The organism is Bacillus cereus group sp. BfR-BA-01316, assembly GCF_022664195.1.
Classification (GTDB): domain Bacteria; phylum Bacillota; class Bacilli; order Bacillales; family Bacillaceae_G; genus Bacillus_A.
The window spans coordinates 105,301-128,267 of sequence record NZ_JAKUGX010000002.1 but is presented as its reverse complement, the minus strand read 5'-3'; the positions used below and the strand labels follow the sequence as shown (position 1 = coordinate 128,267).

The window sequence follows — 22,967 nt, the reverse complement described above, 5'->3', positions numbered from 1 at the left end:
GCACACTATCTGAAAAGATAGTGTGCTTTTTTTTATGCTTTATGCATATGGTCTAGTAAATGTGGACAAGCGTAAAATGTTGAAAAACATGTAGTTTCAAAAACGATGAACATAACAAGATTAGTGCATATGCTCTAACTTTGTCTTGTGTGATAGGAGATAGCAGTTTTATGGATGATTAGAAAATTTATTGCATCTAAAGTGCAAAAATGAAAATCAAGTTTGTGTATACAGTTGTTTTTGTGGAACTTTACAAAACTTTTACAAACAATTAAAACCGAATTAATAGTTTAGCAGTATTCTTATATCTGTAATCCTGTTATTTCCGGTTGCTTCTAGGAGGAAGAACACGTGAAATGGATGAGCGCATCGATTAAAGTTTTGACATTGTCGACATGTTTCCTTTGTTTTAACATGTCTACTGCATTCGCTACAAATGAAATGGGAGAAGTGAGAGTTGATGGATCCTCAACGGTTTTTCCTATTATAGAGGCAGTAGCAGAGGAATATACAAAGGCCCATCCAAACGTGAAAATTTCTATTAGTATTTCTGGGACAGGAGGAGGATTTAATCGTTTCAGTAAAGGAGAAGTAGATATAAACAATGCTTCGAGATTGATGAAACCGGTAGAAGAAAATGCAATGCAGAAAAACTCCATTCAATTTACACCATTTGAGGTTGCTTATGATGGTCTAACGATTGTTGTGAATCGTCAAAATACGTGGGTAAACAATATGACGCTAGACGAGTTACGTCTATTATGGAGTGAAAATGGAAGATTGAAACGATGGTCACAAATTCATTCATCATGGCCACGTGAACAAGTTGAATTTTATGCGCCAGGCGTAGACTCTGGTACTTATGATTATTTCCAAAATGTTGTCTTACAAAATAATCGCCTTGTAAAAACGGTTTCTTTGTCTGAAGACGATCAAGTTATTATGCAAGGGGTAATGAATGATAAAAATGCCATTGCTTTTGTAGGATATGCTTATTATATGGCCAATCGAGATAAGGTAAAAGCAATACAGGTGGATGGTGTATTTCCAACGAAAGAGACCATTCAGTCGGGTACGTATAAGCCATTATCTAGGCCGCTATTTACGTATGTGAATCATGCATCTATCAGAAATAAAATTAATGTAGCCAATTATGTTGAGTTTATGATTAAGCATGTTGGAAGCCTTGCTGAAGAGGTCGGATATGTAAAATTACCAAAGGGAAAATATAATGAACAGCTGCGAATGTTAACAGAAATAAAAAGGTAATGTCAGGGTGGAAAGGGGTTTTCATCTTTGGCTCATAATGACAAAAGTCAAATTACATTTTCTGTACAACATTTGATTGAGAGAAATACAAATAGAAGAAAAAAAACGCAGCGAATCAATCGAATTGTTCCGTTAATACTAAAAGCCATTGCTAGCGTGTCCATTGTAACGACACTTGGAATTATTATTACGTTGGCAAATGAAACAATCATGTTTTTTCAAAAGATATCATTGTATTCTTTTTTGACAGAAAAAGAATGGTTACCTTTTTTTGAAGATCCGAAATTCGGTATATTACCACTTATATGTGGAACAATCCTTGTAACAGCAATTGCCATGTTCGTAGCAATTCCTATTGGTTTAGGTTGTGCCGTGTTTTTAAGCGAATACGCTTCGAATGGCGCTCGGAAAATATTAAAACCGTTGTTAGAGCTACTAGCAGGCATCCCGACAATTGTATATGGTTTTTTCGCGTTAACAGTTGTCACACAACTTTTACAACGGATTATACCAGATTTGCAGTTTTTTAATGCTATTAGTCCAGGTATTGTTATAGGGTTTATGATGATACCGACGATTGCGTCTCTCTCTGAAGATGCAATGAGAGCTGTAGCAAAAGGAATTAAAGAAGCCTCATTATCGCTAGGAGCAACTCGTTTTGAGATGGTAAAACAAGTGGTGTTTCCATCGGCTTTTACGGGCATAATGGCAGCGATTATATTAGCAGCTTCTCGAGCAATTGGTGAAACGATGATTGTTGTTATTGCAGCTGGATCAACACCGAATGTATCGATAAATCCGACTCATTCTATTCAAACATTAACAGCCTATATTGTACAAGTGAGTTTAGGTGATGCTCCGCACGGAACGATTACTTATTACAGCATGTATGCTGTAGGTGCAACGTTATTTATGTTTACTTTTATTATGAATATCATTTCGCAATATATTATGCGCCGTTTTAGGAGGGTGACATAATATGCGAATGTTAAACCATAAGAAAATACAAGAAAATATGGCATCGCGTTTTTTAAAGGACCGGATTTACAAGTGTTTGTTTTATATAGCAATTTTGTTTTCAGTAGTAATACTTTTTATATTGCTTTTTCAAATTTTTGAAAAAGGTATAAGTTATCTTTCAATAGATTTCTTTACAAACTTCGCCTCACGTAATCCGAGAGAAGCTGGGATTGTCGCTGCTTTGTCAGGAACAATACTATTTATGAGCATTGTTATACCGGTCTCTTTTATATTTGGAGTCGGAACAGCTCTTTATTTAGAGCATTATGCGAAGGAGTCCGTTTTTAAAAAGTTAATAGAATTAAATAATCAAACATTAGCAGGGGTACCTTCCGTTGTGTTTGGTTTACTCGGGTTAACTATTTTCGTATACGCTCTCCATTTAGGAGAGAGCATAATTGCAGCGGCACTGACGATGAGTTTACTCGTCTTACCAACTGTTGTTGTAGCTAGTCAAGAAGCGATTCGAACTGTGCCGAGCTCATTACTAGAGGCTTCTTACGGATTAGGTGCTACGAAGTGGCAAACGATGTATCAAATTGTATTGCCAGTAGCTTTGCCAGGGATTGTAACGGGATGTACGTTAGCGGTATCGAGAGCAATTGGTGAGGCAGCACCATTATTAGTCATTGGGGCCCTTGCCTTTGCAAATTATGTTCCGTTCAGTATGTTTGATAGATTTACGGTTTTACCAATTCAAATTTTTAATTGGATGAGTAGACCACAAGAAGAATTTCAGTATGTAGCAGCAGCTGGGATGATTGTTTTGCTAGGATTGTTGCTCTTTATAAATATATTTGTCTTATGGTTACGAAATCGAAAATAAGTTGGAAGTGGATGAAAGGGGAATTCAAATGGTAGCAACAGTAGTAAATGTACAGGTGAAAAAAGAGAAAAAGATTGAGACAGCACCAAAAAAAGTAGTATTTGATACGAAAAATTTAAATTTATGGTACGGGGAAGACCATGCTTTAAAAGATATCAACTTAAGTATTCATGAGAATGAAGTAACAGCGATTATCGGTCCAAGTGGTTGTGGTAAATCAACATACTTAAAAACGCTAAATCGTATGGTAGAGTTAGTGCCTATCGTTCGAACTACGGGCGTTATCGAATATAGAGAACGAAACATATTCGATAAATCATATCCGGTTGAAGAATTACGTACGCATGTGGGTATGGTGTTCCAAAAGCCAAATCCATTCCCAAAATCTATTTATGAAAATGTAGCATATGGTCCGAAAATCCATGGTGTTCGTGACAAAAAAACTCTTGATGAAATTGTTGAAAATAGCTTGCGCGGCGCAGCTATTTGGGATGAGTTAAAAGATCGTTTGCACGATAATGCATACGGTTTATCTGGTGGTCAGCAACAACGTCTATGCATTGCACGCTGCTTAGCAATTGAGCCAGACGTTATTTTAATGGATGAGCCAACATCAGCGCTAGATCCAATTTCAACATTAAAAGTAGAAGAATTAATTCAGGAGCTAAAGAAAGACTTTAGTATTGTTATCGTAACGCACAACATGCAACAAGCGGCACGTATTTCAGATAAAACAGCTTTCTTCTTAAGTGGAGAAGTTGTGGAATATACAGATACAAACAAATTATTTACAACACCTGCAGATAAGCGTACAGAAGACTACATTACAGGACGATTTGGTTGATATCGTTGTAAGGCTAAGAGTAAATGCCCTCTTAACAGAGGGCATTTCTCACTTTCACCTCATTTTAATAGGGGAGTAATATTTCTCTTTTCTCAAGGCTTAATAAACGTACAAGAGGCTGGATAGGGGATTTATATATAATGGCACATAATATTGAGGGGGAAGAAACGATGGTAAGAGAACAGTTTCAATGTGATTTAAAAACGTTACAGCAAAAGGTGATCGAGCTTGGTGAGTTAGCAAGGGAAGCTTTATTGATTGCTATGGTAGGTCTTCACCACAGGGATGTAGAGAAAGCGTTAGAAGTCATTGATGGGGATTATCGCATGGATAATTTAGAAGAGGAAATAAATGACCTTGCGCTTATGCTTATTACAAAGCAGCAGCCTGTAGCAAGTGATTTAAGAAGAATTTTCATTTCAATTAAAACAGCGACAGATTTAGAACGTATTGCAGACCATGCTGTTAATATTGCGAAATCAACAATTCGTCTTGGTGAAAAAGAAGTGGTTGTTAGCTTGCATAATCTTGAGGAAATGTTTGAGATTGCTCATAAGATGTTAAATTTAGCATTAGAAGCATATGAGCAAGAAAATTTAACTTTTGCTAAACAAATTGCTGAAATGGATGATTCAGTTGATGAAATTTATGGGAAGGCGATTCGTGAATTTATTTCCTCTATCCCTGGACAACCAGAAGCGATTACACAAATTACACAACTATCCTTTGTTGCAAGATATATTGAGCGTGTAGCAGACCATGTTACAAATATTGCCGAGAATGTATTTTATTTAGTGAAAGGAAAGCATTATTTATTGAATGAGTAGGGGGAAAAGTAGGTGATGAGAAATCACCTGCTTTTTTTAGTCAAAACATGACAAAAAAAGCTCGTTGTTTCCTTTAGTCTATGATGATAAGATGTATCATAATTAATGGGAAAATAAGTACATATGTGTTAGTTACGTCTTATTAATTATTTTACCAAGTTATTGGTAAACGCTTTCTTTTTTGTTGGGAGTTAAAAGGTACATTTATTCATAAAGTGAGGCTTTAATTAGTGGGGTTGTCTCTCACTGATTGTTAGATCATACCAAACCGGACTTTTACTGCAGTTAATGTGGGATAAATGATATACGGAGTTCTTGAACATTATATAAGTGGAGGCTGAAGTATATGAAGGGGGTTATTTTAGCTGGAGGAAAAGGGAGACGCCTTAGACCATTAACATGTAATACTCCAAAACCGATGTTACCATTGTTAGAAAAACCAGTTCTTGAATATAATATTGAATTATTACGTCAGCATGGTATTCGCGAAATTGCAATTACAGTTCAATATATGAGTACTGCCATTAAGCAATACTTTGGTGATGGTAGTAAGTGGGGAGTTAACTTGTATTATTTTGAAGATTCTCCTCCGCTTGGAACAGCAGGGAGTATTAAGCAAGCGGAAAGTTTTTTAGATGAAACATTTGTTGTTATTAGTGGGGATGCATTAACTGACTTTCAATTATCAGAAGGAATTGCATTTCATGAACAGAAGAAGAGGATGGTAACGATGTTTGTGAAAGAAGTAGAAAACCCACTCTCATTTGGCTTAGTTGTAATGAATAAAGAACAAGAAATTATACGATATATAGAAAAGCCGAGCTGGAATGAGGTAGTTTCTAATATTGTGAATACAGGTATTTATATAATGGAGCCAGAAATCTTTTCTTACATACCATCCATGGGATTTTCGGATTTCAGTCATGATGTGTTTCCGTTATTGGCAAATAAAAATGCTTTATTTGCATATTTATCAGAAGACTATTGGCTAGATATTGGTACACTTGATCAATATCGGCAAGCTCAATTCGATTTGTTGACGAAAAAATTGAAGGTGCCTATTCCATATACAGAAGTATTACCGATGGTGTGGATGGGAGAAGGCGTAACGATAGGAAAAGGGACGAAAATTCATGGCCCTTCTTTTATTGGAGAAGGAGCAATGATTGGTGCGGGGGCTGTAATTGAACCGTACTCTATTATCGGGAAAAATAGTATCGTTTCAAGTTATTCTCATCTCCAAAAAAGCATCATTTTTGCAAACTCTCATATAGGGAAAAATTGTGAGTTGTTAGAAACAACAATAGGAGATCATACAATGGTCGAAGATGATGTTACACTTTTTCAAAAAAGTATTGTAGCGGATCATTGTCATATAGGGAAAAGTACAGTAATTAAACAAAAAGGAAAAATATGGCCATATAAGGAGATAGATAGTCATTCGATAGTGGGTTCTGCCGGTGTTAAAGAGAGTGAAAAGAGTGCAGGATGGTTACAAAAAAGCCGGATTGTAGGAAGGGGTAATGTTGAAATTACTCCTCAATTTATTGTGAAAGTTGCAATGGCTTATGGATCTCTTTTTGCCAAAGGAGAGAGTATATTGATTGGAAGTCAGGAAAATATAGAAACAACTTCCTTTAAAAATTTATTCCTCCATGCCATTCATGGCAGCGGGATTCATACGATGGAATGTAAAGAAATGAATGAGTCGCTTTTTCAGTATGCCATTCACAATTTGCAATGTGCAGGTGGAGTTTTCGTTCAAGTGGAAAGCGAAAGAGGGATTGTTATACAACTGTATGGTAAGGAGGGCTCGTTTTTAACGTATAAGCAGCAAAAAGCGATAGAACAAGTATATATGTCTGAGTCGTTTTATTACGCTTCTGAGAAAGAAATGGGACGAAATAAGCTAGTTCACGTTTCTGTAAAAAATTATGTAGAAGCTGTGTTAGAGCGTATTGATATTGAAACGATACAAAAACAGAAGTTTCATCTTCTTATTAATAAGAGAAATGATATGTTACAACATTTACTTATGCTCTTTCTACAAAGGCTTGGATGCACAGTTACATGGATTTATGCGAGTGAACAAAAAGATCATGTGAAAGCTTTGATGAAATCGAGTAAAGCAAATATGGCGCTTATGTTTTCTGAACACGGAAATCGCTTCGAATTATATGACACTCACAGTAATATTTACCAAGGAACTGATTTTGAAGAAGTAGATATTCCAGATTTATTACTCGAATCAGCAGATAATGTTTACCCGATGTCTTTGAAATTAGGGGAATGTTATCTCCTCTTTTATATGCATAATGAAAAAAACTCTTTTCAATTAAGATGGAAGCGAGATATTTTATATCGAATTGGAAAATTATTCGAATTAATAGCGTTGCAAGGAAAAACATTACTTAGCATAGCAGAGCAATCACCTCCACTGTATCTACTTTATGATGAAGTTGTATGTTCATGGAAGGAAAAAGGGAAAGTAATGAGGAAATTATTGGCCGATATGGAAAGAAAAGAAGAAGGTATATTTGAAGGGATACAGTTCAAATATACAGAAAAAGAGTGGTCTTATATCGTTTCTGATACAAAACAACCAAAAATTTTGGTGTATTCACATGCTAGAAACCCAGTAATAGCAAGGGAAAACATGAAAAATCTTATAGAAAAAATTAGACAATATCAAAAGGTGTAGAATTTTTATTTTAAAAGTGGTATTATAGTATAGTCTGATTTAAGTTATTAGTGACTGGAGGGAAATAAGAATGCGTGTGAATATTACTCTAGCATGTACAGAATGCGGAGATCGTAACTATATCTCAAAGAAAAATAAACGTAACAACGCTGAGCGTATCGAGCTTAAAAAGTATTGCAAGCGTGACAAGAAGTCTACGTTACACCGTGAAACAAAGTAAGCAGTAGGAATATTTTCCTACTGTTTCTTTTTTTTATGCGATTCCTACGTAAAAGTGATACACTATCTTCGTAGAGTAAAGTGTCACTGCAAGGGGGAAAAGTGTGTGAAAGAAGAGAAAATACGTTTACGCAAACAAATAATAGAACACATGAATTCTTTATCTGAAGAACAGTATACAACTTTATCGGAACAAATTGCAGTTTCGGTGTATGGACAAAAAGAGTGGGTTGAAGCTAAAACAATTGGAATCACTCTCTCGATGGAGCATGAAGTGAATACATATCCTATTATCGAAAAAGCTTGGGAAGAAGGAAAGAAAATTGTTGTTCCGAAGTGTAATAAAGGGGCAAGAACGATGTCTTTCCGACAAATTAGTAATTTTAATCAATTAGAAACAGTATATATGAATTTACGTGAACCGATTCCAGCGCTTACGGAAGAAGTGAATGCGTGTGAAATTGATCTTCTTGTCGTACCAGGAGTAGCTTATACACAGCGAGGAGAACGGATTGGATATGGCGGTGGCTACTATGATCGTTATCTCGTGCACTATAAAGGGAAAACGCTGTCATTAGCTTATGATTTTCAAATTGTAAAACATATTCCGGTAGAGCCGTTTGATAAAAATGTAGAAAAAATTATTACAGAAAAAGGAACAATGGTTATAAATGGGCTTGTATAGACAAATAAAAATTGACGAGACTTTTTCTTCTTGATTATAATAAAATATGTGAACGTTTTCTTATTATAATTTTTTTATAGTAAGTGAGCATAGAGGGTGATGAAATGATATCCATTTATGATATTCAGCAATTGCTAAAGAAATTTGGCACGATTATTTATACGGGTGATCGAATCGCTGATTTACAATTAATGCAAGATGAATTGCGTGAATTAAATCAATCACAGCTAATCGATCCACAAGACTATCAAACAGCTTTATTTTTGTTGAAGCAAGAAATTCAAAAAGAGATAAATAAGAATTAGATAAAGGTAGGTACGTAACATGGAAGAGAAATGGTTAGTTGGTGTTGACCTTGGTGGTACAACGATTAAATTAGCGTTTATTAATGTGTACGGTGAAATTTTACATAAGTGGGAAATCCCTACGAATAAAAATGAACAAGGAAAACATATTACACTTGATGTAGCGAAAGCTATTGATAAAAAGTTAGAAGAATTAGGTGAATTAAAAAGCAAGCTAATTGGTATTGGTATGGGAGCTCCTGGTCCAGTACATGTGGCATCTGGAATGATTTATGAAGCGGTTAATTTAGGATGGAAAAACTATCCGTTAAAAGATTTACTAGAAGTAGAAACGGGATTACCTGTTGTTATTGATAATGATGCAAACTTAGCGGCGCTTGGTGAAATGTGGAAAGGTGCTGGTGAAGGAGCAAAAGATTTAATTTGTATGACACTTGGCACTGGTGTTGGTGGTGGTGTTATCGCCAATGGTGAGATTGTACATGGTATAAGCGGTGCTGCTGGTGAGATTGGACATATTACAGTTGTTACAGAGAACGCTTTTCCATGTAATTGCGGGAAGTCGGGTTGCTTAGAAACAGTAGCCTCTGCAACAGGTATTGTGCGTGTTGCTATGCAAAAAATACAAGAGACAGATAAAGAAAGTATTTTACGTTCTATGTTAGCAGAAGAAGGGCTTATTACATCAAAAGATGTGTTTGAAGCGCTTGGACAGGGTGACGAACTAGCAGGTGAAGTAGTGGAAAAAGTAGCTTCTTATTTAGGATTAGCTGTAGCGAACCTTGCTAGTACGTTGAACCCAGAGAAAATCGTAATTGGTGGTGGCGTATCTAAAGCTGGAGATGCACTATTAGAGCCAATTCAACGTTATTTCGAGCAATATGCTTTCTCTCGTGCTGTAAAGAGCACAAAGTTAGCAATTGCAATACTTGGTAATGATGCAGGTGTAATTGGAGGAGCGTGGCTTGTAAAAAAGCACAAATACGAGGCGAAGATGATATAAGTTGTGAATAATAAAAAGAGGAAGGGGCCCCCTTCCTCTTTTTATGCAAGATCTTGTTGGAGAATAAAAATGTAAATGGATTAAGCTGCTGGTGGGTACCCATTATATAGAACAGTCATGATTGTAAACCATCCGAAAACAAGTACGGTTGCAATAGCAAAGCCGCCCGCGAATAAGTTTTTTTCGCGAAGTGTTCTAAGCGTAGCAAATACAGCTAACAGAGTGACTAGCGTAAAAATAATAACAAGGCCCATACAATATCCTCCTCTGTCTACTCATTCCGCAGGATGAGTTTTTAGAATATTTACTCTTTTATATTGTACATGTTTTAAAAATGATTGTCGAGATAACACCCCTTCTTTTCCTAAGAGAAAGAAATGTTGTATCATTAAAAGTAAATTAAATAACTGGAGGAGATTTTCATATGAAATGGATACAAATGCCGTTAGGCCCATTACAAACAAATGCTTATATTTTAACGAATGATCAAAATGAGTGTATTATCTTTGATCCTGGCCATGAAGGAGAAAAACTTGTTACATATTTACAAGAAGCACAGTTAAAACCACTTGCGGTTTTATTAACACATGCTCATTTCGATCATATCGGTGCTGTTGATGCGGTGAGAGACGCTTTTCATATTCCTGTATACGTACATAAAGAAGAAGCGGATTGGTTAGGCGATGCAACTGTGAATGGCTCGCAAATTTTTATGATGAACCGCAGTATTACAGCAAAACCAGCAGATCATATTATTGACGAAGAGGGTACATTAACGATCGGTTCTTTTAGTTTTGAAATTTTTGAGACACCAGGACATTCTCCAGGAAGTATTTCTTATTACAGTAAAGAAGCGAATGCTGTATTTTCTGGAGATGTATTGTTCCAAATGAGTATTGGAAGAACGGATTTACCTGGTGGAAGTTTTGCTGAATTAATTGGAAGTATTGAAGAGAAATTATTTGTATTACCAGATGAAACAGCGGTGCTATGTGGACACGGTCCAGAAACAAGCATTGGTTTTGAAAAAGAAAATAATCCATTTTTACAATAAGGAGTCATTATGGGGATGGAGCTCAATTTAAGAGAATGGATGGGAAAAGAAAAGGATCATTCGATTTCATATAGTACGTATATGAACCTCGTATTATATGCAGAGGAACATGGGTATTATATGAGAGAACGTGAAAAAATTGGAAGACAGGGAGATTTTTTTACGAGTAGCAATGTATCTTCTGTATTTGCGAAGACTTTTGCTAAGTTTTTTATTCGGCTTGTTGAAAAGGGAGAAGTTTCTCCAAATATTTGTGAGATTGGTGGGGGAACAGGAAAGTTTGCCTATGATGTTTTACAAGAATGGAAACAATTATCTCCGGAAACCTTTGTAAATTTAAACTATTCAATTATTGAAGTGAGCCCTTTTCATAGAAGGCTACAACAGGAGAGGCTTTGCTTATTTGATAATGTGTCGTATTATACATCTTATATTGAAATGGGAGAGTCTTTCGAAGGAATTATTTTTTCGAATGAATTATTTGATGCATTTCCTGTTGAGATAGTTGAGAAAAGAAATGGAATTTTGTATGAAGTACGTATCACGTATACAGATGAGGGAAACCTTACAGAAGTATTTAGACCGATAGAGAAAAGAGTCGGTCGTTACTTATTGAAATATAACATTCATATTGCTGAGGGACAGCGTTTTGAAGTGCCTATTGCAATGGAAGAGTATATAGAAGAGATTGCGAAATGGTTTCAGAAAGGTATATGTATTACAGTTGATTATGGATATACAAAAGAAGAATGGATGCATCCTGCACATCGTGAAGGAAGTTTAAGAGGATATTATAAGCACAAGCTAATTCGTAATCCTCTTGCATATCCAGGAGAAATGGACCTTACTACGCATGTTCATTGGGATGAGTTGAAGATGAATTTTGAGCTACAAGGAATTAATACGATATGGCATAGGAAGCAATCAGAGTTTTTGTTAGCAGCAGGAATATTAGATCAGCTTGCTAGCCATCAAGATACCAACCCTTTTTCTGAAACTCAAAAACTAAATAGAGCTATTCGCTCTATGATTTTGAACGGAGGATTAGGTAATGCTTTCGATGTTGTTATACACACGAAAGATATGAAGAATTTACTTTTGAATCAATATTTAACAATATGAAAAAAACAAGACACAGTATTTTCTGTGTCTTGTTTTTTAATACGACTTTTAATTATGTAGCATTATATATTTTCTCTCATGATATATATTTATATTAAAGATATGAGATGAAAAATATAGAATACGCTCTTTTTCTCTGTCTATAGGTCCCTAACCTAATAATACGCGAACGAGTTGAATAATTGTTTCGTTTTCTACTTTGTAGTAAATTTCCAATCCTTTTCTTTCACTAGAAACGATTTTAGCACTTTTTAACTTTGCTAAATGCTGTGAAATTGTAGATTGTGGCATGTTTAAGCCTGTGTACATTGTAGAAACGTTGCTTGGGCCACGTTCAATTAATCCCTTTACAATACATAAGCGAACAGGATGAGCAAGCACTTTCAATAATTCTGCATTGCTTTCATATAGTTCTATTTCTTTTTGAAAGGTTTCTAACATGTTCTTTTCCACCTCCGTGTGAGCTGTTATACCATACTATACATACCAAAAAATCAAAGAAAAGAAAACAGTTGTTGCAGAAAAAAAGTCCTAAAGTAAAGAAATTGTAAGAAAAGAGACCCTGATGTAAATAAAATAGATAAATTTGCACAGTTTTGTAAAATGACATTTTTGGGTGAAAATTTTGATGCGTTTCAAAAATTGAAAGATATAGATATATTCGTAACACAATTTTATCATGATTTTCTTATTCTTTCAAATGAATATACAAAATTTTTAAAATAATATGACAAAGGAATTATAATGTTATATATAGAATATATAACAGGTTAAAAGAAAAGAAGCTGATTATGATTAGCTTCTTTATGGTGATAAAGAAATGTTTGGATGTAACTGATAAATCTTAGAATAATCAAGTCATTAGTCATTTATTCTAGAGTTCATCTTTTATCAACTTTAAAAATCTGTGGTTCCATATATTCTCATAAAAATCAATTGTCTCTTTTGCAGACATAAATGAATTATTCAAAGTAGAGGTTGCTTTCTGTACCATGAAGTTTTCGTATCCTAGTCCGTGGGCAAATTTAATCGTAGCATCCATACAGTATTCTGTTTGGGCGCCGCAAAATTCAATGCGATGTACAGATAATTTTTCTAAAATCTCTTTTAAGTTTGTTTTATAAAATGAATTTGCATGTGTTTTTCTTACAAAGAAATCTTGTTCCTGAACATCTAGATTGGTATGAATATCCCAAGGTTCTTTTTCGGGTACTAAATCATCATCACAATGTTGAACAAAAATGATTGGTTTATTTGATTTTCTGTATGAAGAAATTCTTTTATTTACTTTTGTAAGCAAGTTTTGTAAATCAAATAAATGCTCTCCGCTATAACATACCCCATTTTGTAAATCGATAACGATTAAAATATCTGCACAAGTATCCATTATTTTTACCCCTTTTTTATTTCTTAATATATCAATTAATCCATTACTTGGAAATAGATGATATACTTTTATTTTTTAATGAACTATACAAAAAGAAAAAACATTAAAATGAATATGCTAGACAGCATAAAAAGAAGATATGAAAACTTAATTTCATATCTTCTTTTCTCTCTATGCATTTACCGGTTCTTCTACATAAGAAAGAGCATTTTCAAAATCGGATATTAAATCGTTAACATTTTCAAGGCCGACCGATAAGCGAAGTAATGAATTCGAAATGTCCCTTTCATCACGAGCTTCTTGTGATAAAGCCGCATGTGACATTTTAGCTGGATAGGAAAGAATTGACTCGACGGCTCCTAAACTAACTGCAAAAACAGGTAATTTTACTTTCGATAAAAATTGGCGGAGTGCATCTTCTGACTGCAGAGTAAAAGATAAGACAGCTCCAGCGGATGTCGCTTGAGATTGTTGAATGCTATAGCCAAGATGTGATTGAAATCCAGGGTAATAGACATTTTGAACTTTAGAGTGCTCCTGTAAAAAATGTGCGATTTTGTTGGCACCTGCAGCTGAATGTTCGAGACGTACATGCAATGTTTTAATGCCGCGAAGTACGAGAGAACAATCTTGAGGTCCTAAAATAGCACCAAAAGCATTTTGTAGAAAGCCGAGCTTTTGAGCGAGTTCTTCATCTTTTACGACAGCTAATCCGGCGGTGACATCGCTATGACCAGCAATAAATTTTGTTGCACTATGAAGAACGACATCAGCGCCAAGATCAAGCGGTTTTTGAAATAGTGGTGTCAAAAATGTATTATCTACAAAAGTAAGAGCATCAATTGATTTCGCTAATTCACAAACGGCACGAATATTCGTGACTTTTAATAGCGGATTAGAAGGTGTTTCGATGTAAAAGAGCTTTGTATTCGATTTAATATTTTGCTTCACTTCTTCTAAATTGGTCATATCAACAAATGTATGTGAAACACCGTAACGGGAGAGAACTTCAGTTATAATTCGGTAAGTGCCTCCATATACGTCTTCTGAAATGAGTACGTGATCGCCTTGTGAAAGAAGGAGAAATGCAGTAGAAATTGCTGCAATACCTGATGCAAAGGCGAATCCTTTTGTCCCGCCTTCTAATAAAGCAATGATATCTTCAAGAGCTTCACGTGTCGGATTTCCAGATCGACTATAGTCGTACTTTCCGAAAGCATCTACATCAAACTGATGAAATGTTGATGTGTTATAGATGGGAACGTTAACAGCTCCTGTGTGTGTGTCATGCTTGTATTGATTATGCAGTAAAAGCGTATCTATGGAATAACTCATATTCTTACACCTTCTTTTACAATTTTAATTGCTTGCTTTAAGTCTTGAATTAAATCATTGCTATTTTCGATGCCGACTGAAAAACGGAGAAGACGATTACACACACCACGTGCTGTTCGAACTTCTTCAGGAATATCGGCATGAGTTTGCGTTGCTGGATAAGTCATTAAACTTTCGACGCCGCCAAGACTTTCAGCAAATGTAATTAAGGATAAAGATTGTAAGAAAGGATTAATCCAAGTTTCATCTTGAAGGCGAAATGAAATCATACCACCTCTTCCTGGATAAAATACATCTGTCACACCATCTTCATCATTTAAATAAGCAACAATTGCATGAGCATTTTCTTCATGCTGTTTCATGCGAAGTGCTAAAGTTTTCATGCCTCGAATTAATAGCCATGAATCAAACGGGCTTAAGACAGCACCAGAGGCATTATGATAATGAGCAAGCTCCTCGCAAAGAGATTTCCCTTTCGCAACGACAAGTCCGCTTAGTACATCGTTATGCCCGCCTAAATATTTAGTTGCGCTATGAAGGACGATGTTTGCACCTTCTGTTAATGGTTGCTGTATATAAGGTGTATAGAACGTGTTATCTACAATAAGAAGTAGTCCGTGCCTTTTCGCTACACTTGCTACATTGGCGATATCAGTTACTTGCATTAATGGATTAGTCGGTGTTTCTATGAAAATAGCCTTCGTTTGAGATGTGATTGCTTGCTCAATTTGTTTAATAGATTGTGTATCTACGTATCTACATCGAATATTCCACTTGTCTTCATGTTCGGAAAATAGACGATATGTTCCTCCGTATAAGTCTTCAGATACGATAAGCTCATCTCCGGAACGGAATAGTGAAAGGACAAGGAGGACAGCCGCCATTCCTGAGCTACAGGCATACCCTTGCTCACCGATTTCTAAATCTGCAATTGCCTGTTCTAAAAGACCGCGAGTCGGATTTCCAGTTCTTGAATAGTCAAAGCCAGTAGATTTACCAATTCCTTCGTGACGATAAGCAGTTGAGAAATAAACAGGTGGATTAACAGTTCCTGTTGTAGCTTCGCTACGGTTCCCGATTTGTGCTAGTTTTGTTTCGATTGTTGACATGTGAAAATTCCCCCTTTTTAAAGTGAACGACTAAGTGAATTTAAAATAAAAAAAGCCTTCTAAGAAGAAGGCTTTCGGTTTGAATAGAGTCTTCTTCTCATCTGTCAAATCTTTCACAATTTGCTGGAATTAGCACCTTATTAACGAATGAATGTTAATGGTTGCTGAGGCGTCATAGGGCCAGTCCCTCTACCTCTCTAGATAAGAATGTTCGTATGAAATTTTTATTATGTTTTTAACTTTACAACAAAAGATAATTGAATTGCAACTTTATTTTAAATTATTTTTATTTTTCCGCAAGTGTCATTGACTTTTATTTTTGTGCATGCTAAATTTATTAAAAAATTAACAGACATTGTTAAAAGGGGAACGTATTTCCTTTTAGCTACATAAATAAAATAATAAAGACAAACTCTTATTGAGAGCGGTGGAGGGAAAGGCCCTGTGAAACCCGGCAACCTGCAAACTAAATGTTTGAAACGGTGCTAAAACCTGCAAAACGTGTGTTTTGCATAATAAGAGGAGGAACAATTATGTCCCCCTCTTCAAAGTGAAGAGGGGGTTTTTATATTGATAGAAATGAGGGAGATTCGTGAAATTACTAGATTTATTATCAAAAGGAATTGTAATAGGTGATGGAGCAGTTGGAACTTTATTACATTCGCATGGTTTACAAAGTAGTTTTGAAGAATTGAATTTGTCTGATCCGGACTTAATTATATCGATCCATAAACAATATGTAGCTGCTGGAGCGGATGTTATTCAAACGAATACGTATGGTGCGAATGAAGCGAAACTCCGCATGTATGGTCTAGAAAATCAAGTTGTCCAAATTAATAAAGCGGCAGTGAATATTGCGAAAGCATCGGTAACAGAGCGGAATGCAATTTTAGGGACAATTGGAGGTATGAAACATATTGGTGCTGTTACAACGACTGATATAGAGCGAGAATTTATGTTACTTGAGCAGGCAGGTGCTTTACTAGAAGAACAGGTTGATGGATTACTATTAGAAACTTTTTATGATGAATTTGAATTATTGCATGCCGTTAAAGTATTGCGTAAACAAACGAATATTCCGATTGTTGCTCAGTTAGCGTTACATGAGGCAGGTACGACTCAAAATGGGAATGATGTCAATGAAATATTAAAACAGCTTTTAGATTACGGTGCCAATGTTGTTGGATTGAACTGTCAACTGGGGCCACTTCATATGACGGAAGCTTTCAAAATGATATCGATTCCTCAAAATGGCTATTTATCAGCATATCCGAATGCAGGTCTTCCGAATTATGTGGAGGGGCGTTACGTATATGAGGGAAGTCCAGCATATTTTGAAGAGATGACACCAAAATTTATTGAACAAGGTATTCGTTTATTAGGTGGTTGTTGTGGTACTACCCCGGAACATATTGAAGGAATGAAACGTGCTATTGCAAATGTTGTACCTGTAATAGCAAAGGAGACGATTCAAAGGCCTACAGTGGTCCATACACATGAGAAGCGTTCGAGAGCTCATGTTACTCTCGCAGAGAAGGCAAAGAAACAAACGACAGTTGTAGTGGAATTAGATCCACCGAAAACTTTAGACACGCAGCGATTTTTTGAAGGGGCAAGAGCACTGAAAAGGGCTGGAGCGGATGCTATTACTCTAGCAGATAATTCATTAGCATCTCCTCGCGTTTCGAATATGGCTATGGGTGCATTATTAACGAAGCATGATATTCCGGTATTGACGCATTTAACGTGTAGAGATCATAACGTCATTGGACTGCAGTCTCATTTACTTGGATTATCAGCATTAGGTATGGAGGAAGTGTTAGCTTTAACTGGTGATCCAGCGCGCGTTGGTGATTTTCCAGGTGCAACTTCTGTATATGATTTGTCATCTATAGAGCTAATTAAAATGATTAAAGAGATGAACGACGGTCGCTCTATTTTAGGGAAATCAATTGGTCCGGCAACAAGATTTTCTGTCGGAGGGGCATTCAATCCTCATGTAAGGCATTTAAAAGCAGCGGTAAAACGAATGGAACGAAAAATTGATGCTGGAGCAGAATATTTCTTAACTCAGCCAATTTATGATGTAGCTTTAATTAAAGAAGTATACGAAGCGACAAAGCATTTGGAAGAACCTATCTTTATTGGAATTATGCCGTTAGTAAGTAAGCTGAACGCAGATTTTCTTCATTTTGAAGTGCCAGGTATTACTCTCCCTGAAGAGATAAGACAAAGAATGGATGGACATGAAACGAAAGAGGCAGCCATAGAGGAAGGAATTCGTATTTCACAAGAATTGATCGATGCGGCGATGAAATACTTTAACGGTATTTATCTTATTACACCGTTTTTAAAATATGAAATTACAGAACATCTCGTGAAATATGTGAGAGAAAAGCAAGAAGTGAAAGAAGGTATTAATTGATGAAACGAATAGAAGAGAGATTACAACATGAAATTTTAATATTAGATGGTGCAATGGGAACGATGATTCAGCAAGAAGATCTAACGGCAGAAGATTTCGGAGGAGAAGAATACGAAGGTTGTAATGAATATTTAGTGAAAACAAGACCAGACGTTATTTTAAATATTCATAAAGCCTATATTGAGGCTGGCGCCGATATTATTGAAACGAATACATTTGGCGCGACGAATATTGTATTAAGTGATTATGCATTGTCTCATTTAGATGAAGAGTTAAACGAAAGGGCAGCGTTTTTGGCGAAGCAAGCGGTTAAAGAAAGCGGGAAAGAAGTGTATGTTGCGGGAGCAATGGGACCAACAACGAAAGCAATTAGTGTTACAGGCGGTGTGACTTTTGAAGAGTTAATCGAAGCGTATACAAGGCAAGTGAGAGGGTTATTAAGAGGAGAAGTTGATGTATTGCTCGTTGAGACGAGTCAAGATATGCGTAATGTGAAAGCTGCTTACCTTGGAATTCAATCGGCGTTTGAAGAACTAAACAAAATAGTACCCATTATGATTTCCGGAACAATTGAACCGATGGGAACGACGTTAGCGGGTCAAATGATCGAAGCCTTTTATTTATCGGTAGAGCATATGAAGCCGTTATCGGTTGGATTAAACTGTGCTACTGGTCCGGAATTTATGAGGGAACATATTCGTTCTCTATCTGATTTATCGGAGTGTTATATTTCTTGTTATCCAAATGCTGGTCTTCCTGATGAAGATGGGCATTATCATGAATCTCCGGCGTCACTTGCTGAAAAAGTGAAGCGTTTTGCTGAAGAAGGATGGATTAATATTATTGGTGGTTGTTGTGGCACAACACCAGAACATATAAGTGCAATGAAATTAGCGCTTGCCTCGATTAATCCTCGTGAGCATCATGAAAGGGTTGGACATGGAATTAGTGGGCTAGAAGCGTTACAATACGATGATTCTATGAGGCCTTTATTTGTTGGAGAAAGGACGAATGTAATTGGCTCGCGTAAGTTTAAAAGATTAGTAGCAGAAGGGAAATTTGAAGAGGCTGCTGAAGTGGCAAGAGCGCAAGTGAAGAAAAATGCTCATATTATTGATATTTGTATGGCAGACCCTGATCGTGATGAAATAGAAGATATGGAAAGATTCTTGGCAGAAGTTACGAAAGTGTTAAAAGTACCGATTATGATTGATTCAACAGATGAAAATGTTATGGCGAAAGCTCTTACTTATATTCAAGGAAAAGGTGTTATCAATTCTATTAATTTAGAGGATGGAGAAGAACGTTTTGAAAAAGTGACCCCCCTTCTTCGGAAATACGGTGCTGCGATAGTTGTAGGGACAATTGATGAAGATGGTATGGCAGTTAGTACAGAAAGAAAGATAGAGATTGCTAAAAGAAGCTATGAATTACTAACGAAGAAGTATGGTATACGCCCATCTGATATTATTTTTGATGCGCTTGTGTTTCCTGTAGGAACAGGTGATGAAGAATATATAGGTTCAGCGGCAGCGACTATAGAAGGAATTCGTCTTATTAAAGAAGCGTTACCAGAATGTTTAACGATTCTAGGTGTGAGTAACATATCTTTTGGTTTACCACCAGCTGGACGTGAAGTATTAAACTCTGTCTTTCTATACCATGCAACGAAAGCAGGATTAGATTATGCGATTGTTAACACGGAAAAATTAGAGCGCTATGCGTCAATTCCAGAGGAAGAAAAACGTCTTGCGGATGCATTATTATTTGAAACGACGAAAGAGACGTTAGAAAAATTTACAAACTTTTATCGTGTTGCCAAAAAGAAAGAAGTCGCTACACAAGAAACGCTAACGCTTGATGAACGACTGGCAAACTATATTGTAGAAGGTACGAAGCAAGGACTACAAGAAGATTTAAGTCTCGCGCTTACAGAAGGACGAAAACCTCTGGATATTATTAATGGTCCACTTATGACAGGAATGGATGAGGTGGGGCGATTATTTAATGGTAATGAGCTTATCGTTGCTGAAGTATTGCAAAGTGCTGAAAGTATGAAAGCTGCCGTAAGTTATCTAGAGCCACATATGGAATCTAGTGATAGTGCAAAAAAAGGGAAAGTATTATTAGCGACTGTAAAAGGTGACGTACATGATATTGGGAAAAACCTCGTTGAAATTATTTTATCAAATAACGGATATGAAATTATTAATTTAGGAATTAATGTTCGTTCGGATCGAATTGTTCAAGAAGTACAAGAAAAGAAACCTGATATTATTGGTCTTTCTGGTTTGTTAGTAAAATCAGCGCAACAAATGGTAACGACTGCCGAAGATTTAAAAGCGGCAAATATTGATATTCCAATTGTTGTAGGTGGTGCAGCACTAACGAGGAAATTTACAGATAATCGTATTTCTCCATCTTATAAAGGGCTCGTATGCTATGCAAGTGATGCAATGACAGGTCTTGATATTATTAACAAATTACAAAAAGAAGAAGAACGTGAAAAGATGAAGCAAGATAAAAAGGAACGCCATCTTCATATTGTGAAACAAGAGGAGAAAAAAGTAGAAATTCCAGCAGTTATTGAGCCGTTGCCAAAAGCAGCTGTTATGATACCAGATTCGACGAAACGAGTTGTATTACGGGATATTCCTACCCTTCATCTTGCACCGTTTTTAAATAGACAAATGTTAATTGGACACCACCTTGGGTTAAAAGGAAACGTAAAAAAACTCCTGCAAGAAGGGGATAAAAGAGCGCATGAGCTAAATGATTTAATTGATGAATTATTACAAGAAGGACAATCTTGGTTACGTCCAAAAGCGGTTTATCAATTTTTCCCGGCGCAAAGTGATGGACAAAATATAATTATATACGACCCGGAAGATCACACACGTATCATAGAGCGATTTGAATTTCCGAGACAAGGGAAAGCACCATACCGTACTTTAGGAGATTATATACGCCCTATTGGAGATGAGATGGATTATGTCGCTTTCTTATCTGTTACCGTTGGGGAAGGGGTTCGGGACATTGCTGAAGAGTGGAAGGCGAAGGGTGATTATTTACGCAGTCACGCCATTCAATCGTTAACTCTTGAATTAGCAGAAGGACTTGCTGAAAAAACACATATGCTTATTCGTGACCGCTGGGGCATTCCAGACTCACCTGAACTGACGATGGAAGAACGTTTCCGTACGAAATATAGAGGAATACGCGTGTCATTTGGTTATCCAGCTTGTCCAGAACTTGCTGACCAAGAAAAATTATTTCGCTTAATTCATCCAGAGGAAATAGGTATTACATTAACAGAAGGATTTATGATGGAGCCAGAAGCATCTGTAACGGCTATGGTATTTTCTCACCCTGAGGCAAGATATTTTAGTGTACTATAGTGTAGAAGGGGGAGACGTATGAAAAAAATAGTCTTTACAGGTGGCGGTTCGGCAGGACATGTAACACCTAATTTAGCAATTATTCCACATTTACAAAAGCAGAACTGGGATATCTCTTATATTGGTTCTCATCAAGGGATTGAGAAAACGATTATAGAAAAAGAAGGAATTCCGTACCATAGTATTGCAAGCGGAAAGCTACGTCGTTATTTTGATTTAAAAAATATAAAAGATCCTTTTCTCGTGATGAAGGGTGTTATGGATGCGTACGTAACAATTCGTAAACTAAAACCGGATGTTATTTTTTCCAAAGGTGGTTTCGTATCTGTACCAGTCGTAATTGGAGGATGGTTAAACAGGGTGCCAGTTTTGCTACATGAATCTGATATGACACCTGGACTAGCAAATAAAATTGCGCTCCGTTTTGCCTCGAAAATATTTGTTACATTTGAAGAAGCTGCGAAGCACTTACCGAAAGAGAAAGTATTATATACAGGATCACCAGTACGTGAAGAAGTACTAAGAGGAAATCTTGAAAAAGGTTTAAAGTTTCTAGGGTTTTCCCGTAAGAAATCAGTTATTACTGTTATGGGAGGAAGTTTAGGAGCAAAGAAAATTAATGAAACTGTTCGATCGGCACTTCCAGATCTTCTGAAAAATTATCAAATTGTGCATCTTTGCGGAAAAGGGAATCTTGATGAATCCTTACAAAATAAAGAAGGATATAGACAATTTGAATATGTACATGGAGAGTTGCCGGATATATTAGCAGCAACAGATTTTGTTATTTCACGTGCGGGATCCAATGCGATTTTTGAATTTTTAACAATGCAAAAGCCGATGGTTTTAATTCCGTTATCGAAATTTGCAAGTCGTGGAGATCAAATTTTAAATGCTGAATCTTTTGAAAGACAAGGGTATGCATCGGTATTATATGAAGAGGATGTAACGGTGAACTCGCTTATAAAGCATATAGAAGAGCTATATAGTAATAATGAGACGTATAAAACAGCATTAAAAAAATATAATGGAAAAGAAGCGATTAAAACTATCATTCAACATATTTCAGAGGCATGATTATACAATCATGTCTTTTTTAATAGGATGAAAGATTCCAAGAATTGATATTTTTATGTTACAATAACAAATGGTTAATAGGGAAATTCCAATTGATTAAGCGTGAAAATACGAATGGATTAGGAGTGACTGTGTTGGAGCTAAGCCTCTATGAAAATACTGCACTTATTATATGCTTTGTGTTGTACGTTGGTAGTGTTATTGTTTATATTTCACGGAAATTTTCACAAGAACGAGAGCTTGAAAAATCAGAAATAACAGCTGAACTAGAAATGTTAGCTGATGAAAGTTATAAAAAGCAAAAAATAAAAGAAGACCATGAAGCATCCCATCATTTAAACGCAAATAAGTTCTAAAGATG

At 36.1% G+C, this 22,967-nt stretch carries 21 protein-coding genes and 2 riboswitches; of the genes, 16 read left to right on the top strand and 5 right to left on the bottom strand.

Translation table 11 applies throughout. The features are described from left to right. The first annotated feature begins 351 nt into the window (after window positions 1–351). The 10 genes from MR071_RS02355 to glcK all read left to right on the top strand — a co-directional run bounded on the left by MR071_RS02355 (window position 352) and on the right by glcK (window position 9,699). A complete protein-coding gene (locus tag MR071_RS02355; protein WP_242234756.1) occupies window positions 352–1,269 on the top strand; it encodes a PstS family phosphate ABC transporter substrate-binding protein in 918 nt (305 codons plus the stop codon). A 27-nt stretch (window positions 1,270–1,296) separates the two neighbouring features. Next, the gene (pstC, locus tag MR071_RS02350) at window positions 1,297–2,247 is read left to right on the top strand and encodes a phosphate ABC transporter permease subunit PstC (RefSeq protein WP_242234754.1); all 951 of its coding nucleotides are present in this window, start codon (window positions 1,297–1,299) and stop codon (window positions 2,245–2,247) included. Between the two features lies 1 nt (window position 2,248). Next, on the top strand, window positions 2,249–3,115 hold the full coding sequence (gene pstA / locus MR071_RS02345; protein WP_002145719.1) for a phosphate ABC transporter permease PstA: 867 nt from the start codon (window positions 2,249–2,251) through the stop codon (window positions 3,113–3,115). A gap of 28 nt (window positions 3,116–3,143) precedes the next feature. Next, complete coding sequence (gene pstB, locus MR071_RS02340) at window positions 3,144–3,959, top strand: phosphate ABC transporter ATP-binding protein (RefSeq protein WP_105584491.1); 816 nt, start codon at window positions 3,144–3,146, stop codon at window positions 3,957–3,959. Between the two features lie 170 nt (window positions 3,960–4,129). After that, the gene (gene phoU / locus MR071_RS02335; protein ID WP_105584762.1) at window positions 4,130–4,786 is read left to right on the top strand and encodes a phosphate signaling complex protein PhoU; all 657 of its coding nucleotides are present in this window, start codon (window positions 4,130–4,132) and stop codon (window positions 4,784–4,786) included. A gap of 346 nt (window positions 4,787–5,132) precedes the next feature. Then, window positions 5,133–7,487 carry a sugar phosphate nucleotidyltransferase gene (locus tag MR071_RS02330; protein WP_242234752.1) on the top strand — a complete coding sequence of 785 codons (2,355 nt, stop codon included), beginning with the start codon at window positions 5,133–5,135 and terminating at the stop codon, window positions 7,485–7,487. 70 nt (window positions 7,488–7,557) lie between these two features. Further along, the gene (gene rpmG / locus MR071_RS02325; protein ID WP_001265616.1) at window positions 7,558–7,707 is read left to right on the top strand and encodes a 50S ribosomal protein L33; all 150 of its coding nucleotides are present in this window, start codon (window positions 7,558–7,560) and stop codon (window positions 7,705–7,707) included. Between the two features lie 105 nt (window positions 7,708–7,812). Next, the gene (locus tag MR071_RS02320; protein ID WP_105584493.1) at window positions 7,813–8,391 is read left to right on the top strand and encodes a 5-formyltetrahydrofolate cyclo-ligase; all 579 of its coding nucleotides are present in this window, start codon (window positions 7,813–7,815) and stop codon (window positions 8,389–8,391) included. A 104-nt stretch (window positions 8,392–8,495) separates the two neighbouring features. After that, a complete protein-coding gene (locus MR071_RS02315) occupies window positions 8,496–8,696 on the top strand; it encodes a YqgQ family protein (protein WP_002173470.1) in 201 nt (66 codons plus the stop codon). A 19-nt stretch (window positions 8,697–8,715) separates the two neighbouring features. Next, complete coding sequence (glcK, locus tag MR071_RS02310; RefSeq protein ID WP_105584494.1) at window positions 8,716–9,699, top strand: glucokinase; 984 nt, start codon at window positions 8,716–8,718, stop codon at window positions 9,697–9,699. Between the two features lie 80 nt (window positions 9,700–9,779). Here the strand turns inward: glcK and MR071_RS02305 are convergent, their stop codons facing one another. Beyond that, window positions 9,780–9,953 carry a DUF2759 domain-containing protein gene (locus MR071_RS02305; protein ID WP_002111850.1) on the bottom strand — a complete coding sequence of 58 codons (174 nt, stop codon included), beginning with the start codon at window positions 9,951–9,953 and terminating at the stop codon, window positions 9,780–9,782. A gap of 170 nt (window positions 9,954–10,123) precedes the next feature. Here MR071_RS02305 and MR071_RS02300 point away from each other — a divergent pair, with 170 nt between their 5' ends. Next, a complete protein-coding gene (locus MR071_RS02300; protein ID WP_002015137.1) occupies window positions 10,124–10,753 on the top strand; it encodes an MBL fold metallo-hydrolase in 630 nt (209 codons plus the stop codon). A gap of 9 nt (window positions 10,754–10,762) precedes the next feature. Further along, window positions 10,763–11,875, top strand: a complete 1,113-nt coding sequence (locus MR071_RS02295) for a class I SAM-dependent methyltransferase (RefSeq protein WP_105584495.1) — start codon at window positions 10,763–10,765, stop codon at window positions 11,873–11,875. A gap of 150 nt (window positions 11,876–12,025) precedes the next feature. On the opposite strand, the gene MR071_RS02290 is transcribed toward MR071_RS02295, so the two are convergent. The 4 genes from MR071_RS02290 to metI form a co-directional block, all read right to left on the bottom strand. Further along, on the bottom strand, window positions 12,026–12,316 hold the full coding sequence (locus MR071_RS02290) for an ArsR/SmtB family transcription factor (RefSeq protein ID WP_000894375.1): 291 nt from the start codon (window positions 12,314–12,316) through the stop codon (window positions 12,026–12,028). Between the two features lie 433 nt (window positions 12,317–12,749). Further along, window positions 12,750–13,262, bottom strand: coding sequence for a cysteine hydrolase family protein (locus MR071_RS02285; protein ID WP_105584496.1), 513 nt, complete (start codon window positions 13,260–13,262; stop codon window positions 12,750–12,752). Between the two features lie 171 nt (window positions 13,263–13,433). Continuing rightward, window positions 13,434–14,597, bottom strand: a complete 1,164-nt coding sequence (gene metC / locus MR071_RS02280) for a cystathionine beta-lyase (protein ID WP_242234750.1) — start codon at window positions 14,595–14,597, stop codon at window positions 13,434–13,436. Further along, on the bottom strand, window positions 14,594–15,706 hold the full coding sequence (gene metI, locus MR071_RS02275; RefSeq protein WP_105584498.1) for a cystathionine gamma-synthase/O-acetylhomoserine thiolyase: 1,113 nt from the start codon (window positions 15,704–15,706) through the stop codon (window positions 14,594–14,596). Before metI ends, metC begins: the two co-directional genes overlap by 4 nt. 94 nt (window positions 15,707–15,800) lie before the next feature. Next, window positions 15,801–15,914, bottom strand: a riboswitch (SAM riboswitch). A 204-nt stretch (window positions 15,915–16,118) separates the two neighbouring features. After that, a riboswitch (SAM riboswitch) is annotated at window positions 16,119–16,228 on the top strand. 70 nt (window positions 16,229–16,298) lie between these two features. On the opposite strand from metI, the gene MR071_RS02270 reads away from it, so the two are divergent. The 4 genes from MR071_RS02270 (at window position 16,299) to MR071_RS02255 (ending at window position 22,962) form a co-directional block, all read left to right on the top strand. Beyond that, on the top strand, window positions 16,299–18,131 hold the full coding sequence (locus MR071_RS02270) for a bifunctional homocysteine S-methyltransferase/methylenetetrahydrofolate reductase (protein WP_242234748.1): 1,833 nt from the start codon (window positions 16,299–16,301) through the stop codon (window positions 18,129–18,131). After that, window positions 18,131–21,529, top strand: a complete 3,399-nt coding sequence (gene metH / locus MR071_RS02265; RefSeq protein WP_242234747.1) for a methionine synthase — start codon at window positions 18,131–18,133, stop codon at window positions 21,527–21,529. Before MR071_RS02270 ends, metH begins: the two co-directional genes overlap by 1 nt. 18 nt (window positions 21,530–21,547) lie before the next feature. Beyond that, on the top strand, window positions 21,548–22,606 hold the full coding sequence (locus MR071_RS02260; RefSeq protein ID WP_105584501.1) for an undecaprenyldiphospho-muramoylpentapeptide beta-N-acetylglucosaminyltransferase: 1,059 nt from the start codon (window positions 21,548–21,550) through the stop codon (window positions 22,604–22,606). Between the two features lie 95 nt (window positions 22,607–22,701). After that, window positions 22,702–22,962 (top strand): DUF3966 domain-containing protein, encoded by a 261-nt coding sequence (locus tag MR071_RS02255; RefSeq protein WP_000817964.1) that lies wholly within the window; start codon window positions 22,702–22,704, stop codon window positions 22,960–22,962. Window positions 22,963–22,967 lie beyond the last annotated feature (5 nt).

Coding starts and splice junctions, on each gene's coding strand:
- glcK (WP_105584494.1), top strand. CDS start 8,716: ATGGAAGAGAAATGGTTAGTTGGTGTTGACCTTGGTGGTACAACGATT.
- MR071_RS02290 (WP_000894375.1), bottom strand. CDS start 12,316: ATGTTAGAAACCTTTCAAAAAGAAATAGAACTATATGAAAGCAATGCA.
- MR071_RS02305 (WP_002111850.1), bottom strand. CDS start 9,953: ATGGGCCTTGTTATTATTTTTACGCTAGTCACTCTGTTAGCTGTATTT.
- MR071_RS02260 (WP_105584501.1), top strand. CDS start 21,548: ATGAAAAAAATAGTCTTTACAGGTGGCGGTTCGGCAGGACATGTAACA.
- MR071_RS02330 (WP_242234752.1), top strand. CDS start 5,133: ATGAAGGGGGTTATTTTAGCTGGAGGAAAAGGGAGACGCCTTAGACCA.
- MR071_RS02315 (WP_002173470.1), top strand. CDS start 8,496: ATGATATCCATTTATGATATTCAGCAATTGCTAAAGAAATTTGGCACG.
- rpmG (WP_001265616.1), top strand. CDS start 7,558: ATGCGTGTGAATATTACTCTAGCATGTACAGAATGCGGAGATCGTAAC.
- MR071_RS02285 (WP_105584496.1), bottom strand. CDS start 13,262: ATGGATACTTGTGCAGATATTTTAATCGTTATCGATTTACAAAATGGG.
- metC (WP_242234750.1), bottom strand. CDS start 14,597: ATGAGTTATTCCATAGATACGCTTTTACTGCATAATCAATACAAGCAT.
- metI (WP_105584498.1), bottom strand. CDS start 15,706: ATGTCAACAATCGAAACAAAACTAGCACAAATCGGGAACCGTAGCGAA.
- pstA (WP_002145719.1), top strand. CDS start 2,249: ATGCGAATGTTAAACCATAAGAAAATACAAGAAAATATGGCATCGCGT.
- metH (WP_242234747.1), top strand. CDS start 18,131: ATGAAACGAATAGAAGAGAGATTACAACATGAAATTTTAATATTAGAT.
- phoU (WP_105584762.1), top strand. CDS start 4,130: ATGGTAAGAGAACAGTTTCAATGTGATTTAAAAACGTTACAGCAAAAG.
- MR071_RS02295 (WP_105584495.1), top strand. CDS start 10,763: ATGGGGATGGAGCTCAATTTAAGAGAATGGATGGGAAAAGAAAAGGAT.
- pstB (WP_105584491.1), top strand. CDS start 3,144: ATGGTAGCAACAGTAGTAAATGTACAGGTGAAAAAAGAGAAAAAGATT.
- MR071_RS02300 (WP_002015137.1), top strand. CDS start 10,124: ATGAAATGGATACAAATGCCGTTAGGCCCATTACAAACAAATGCTTAT.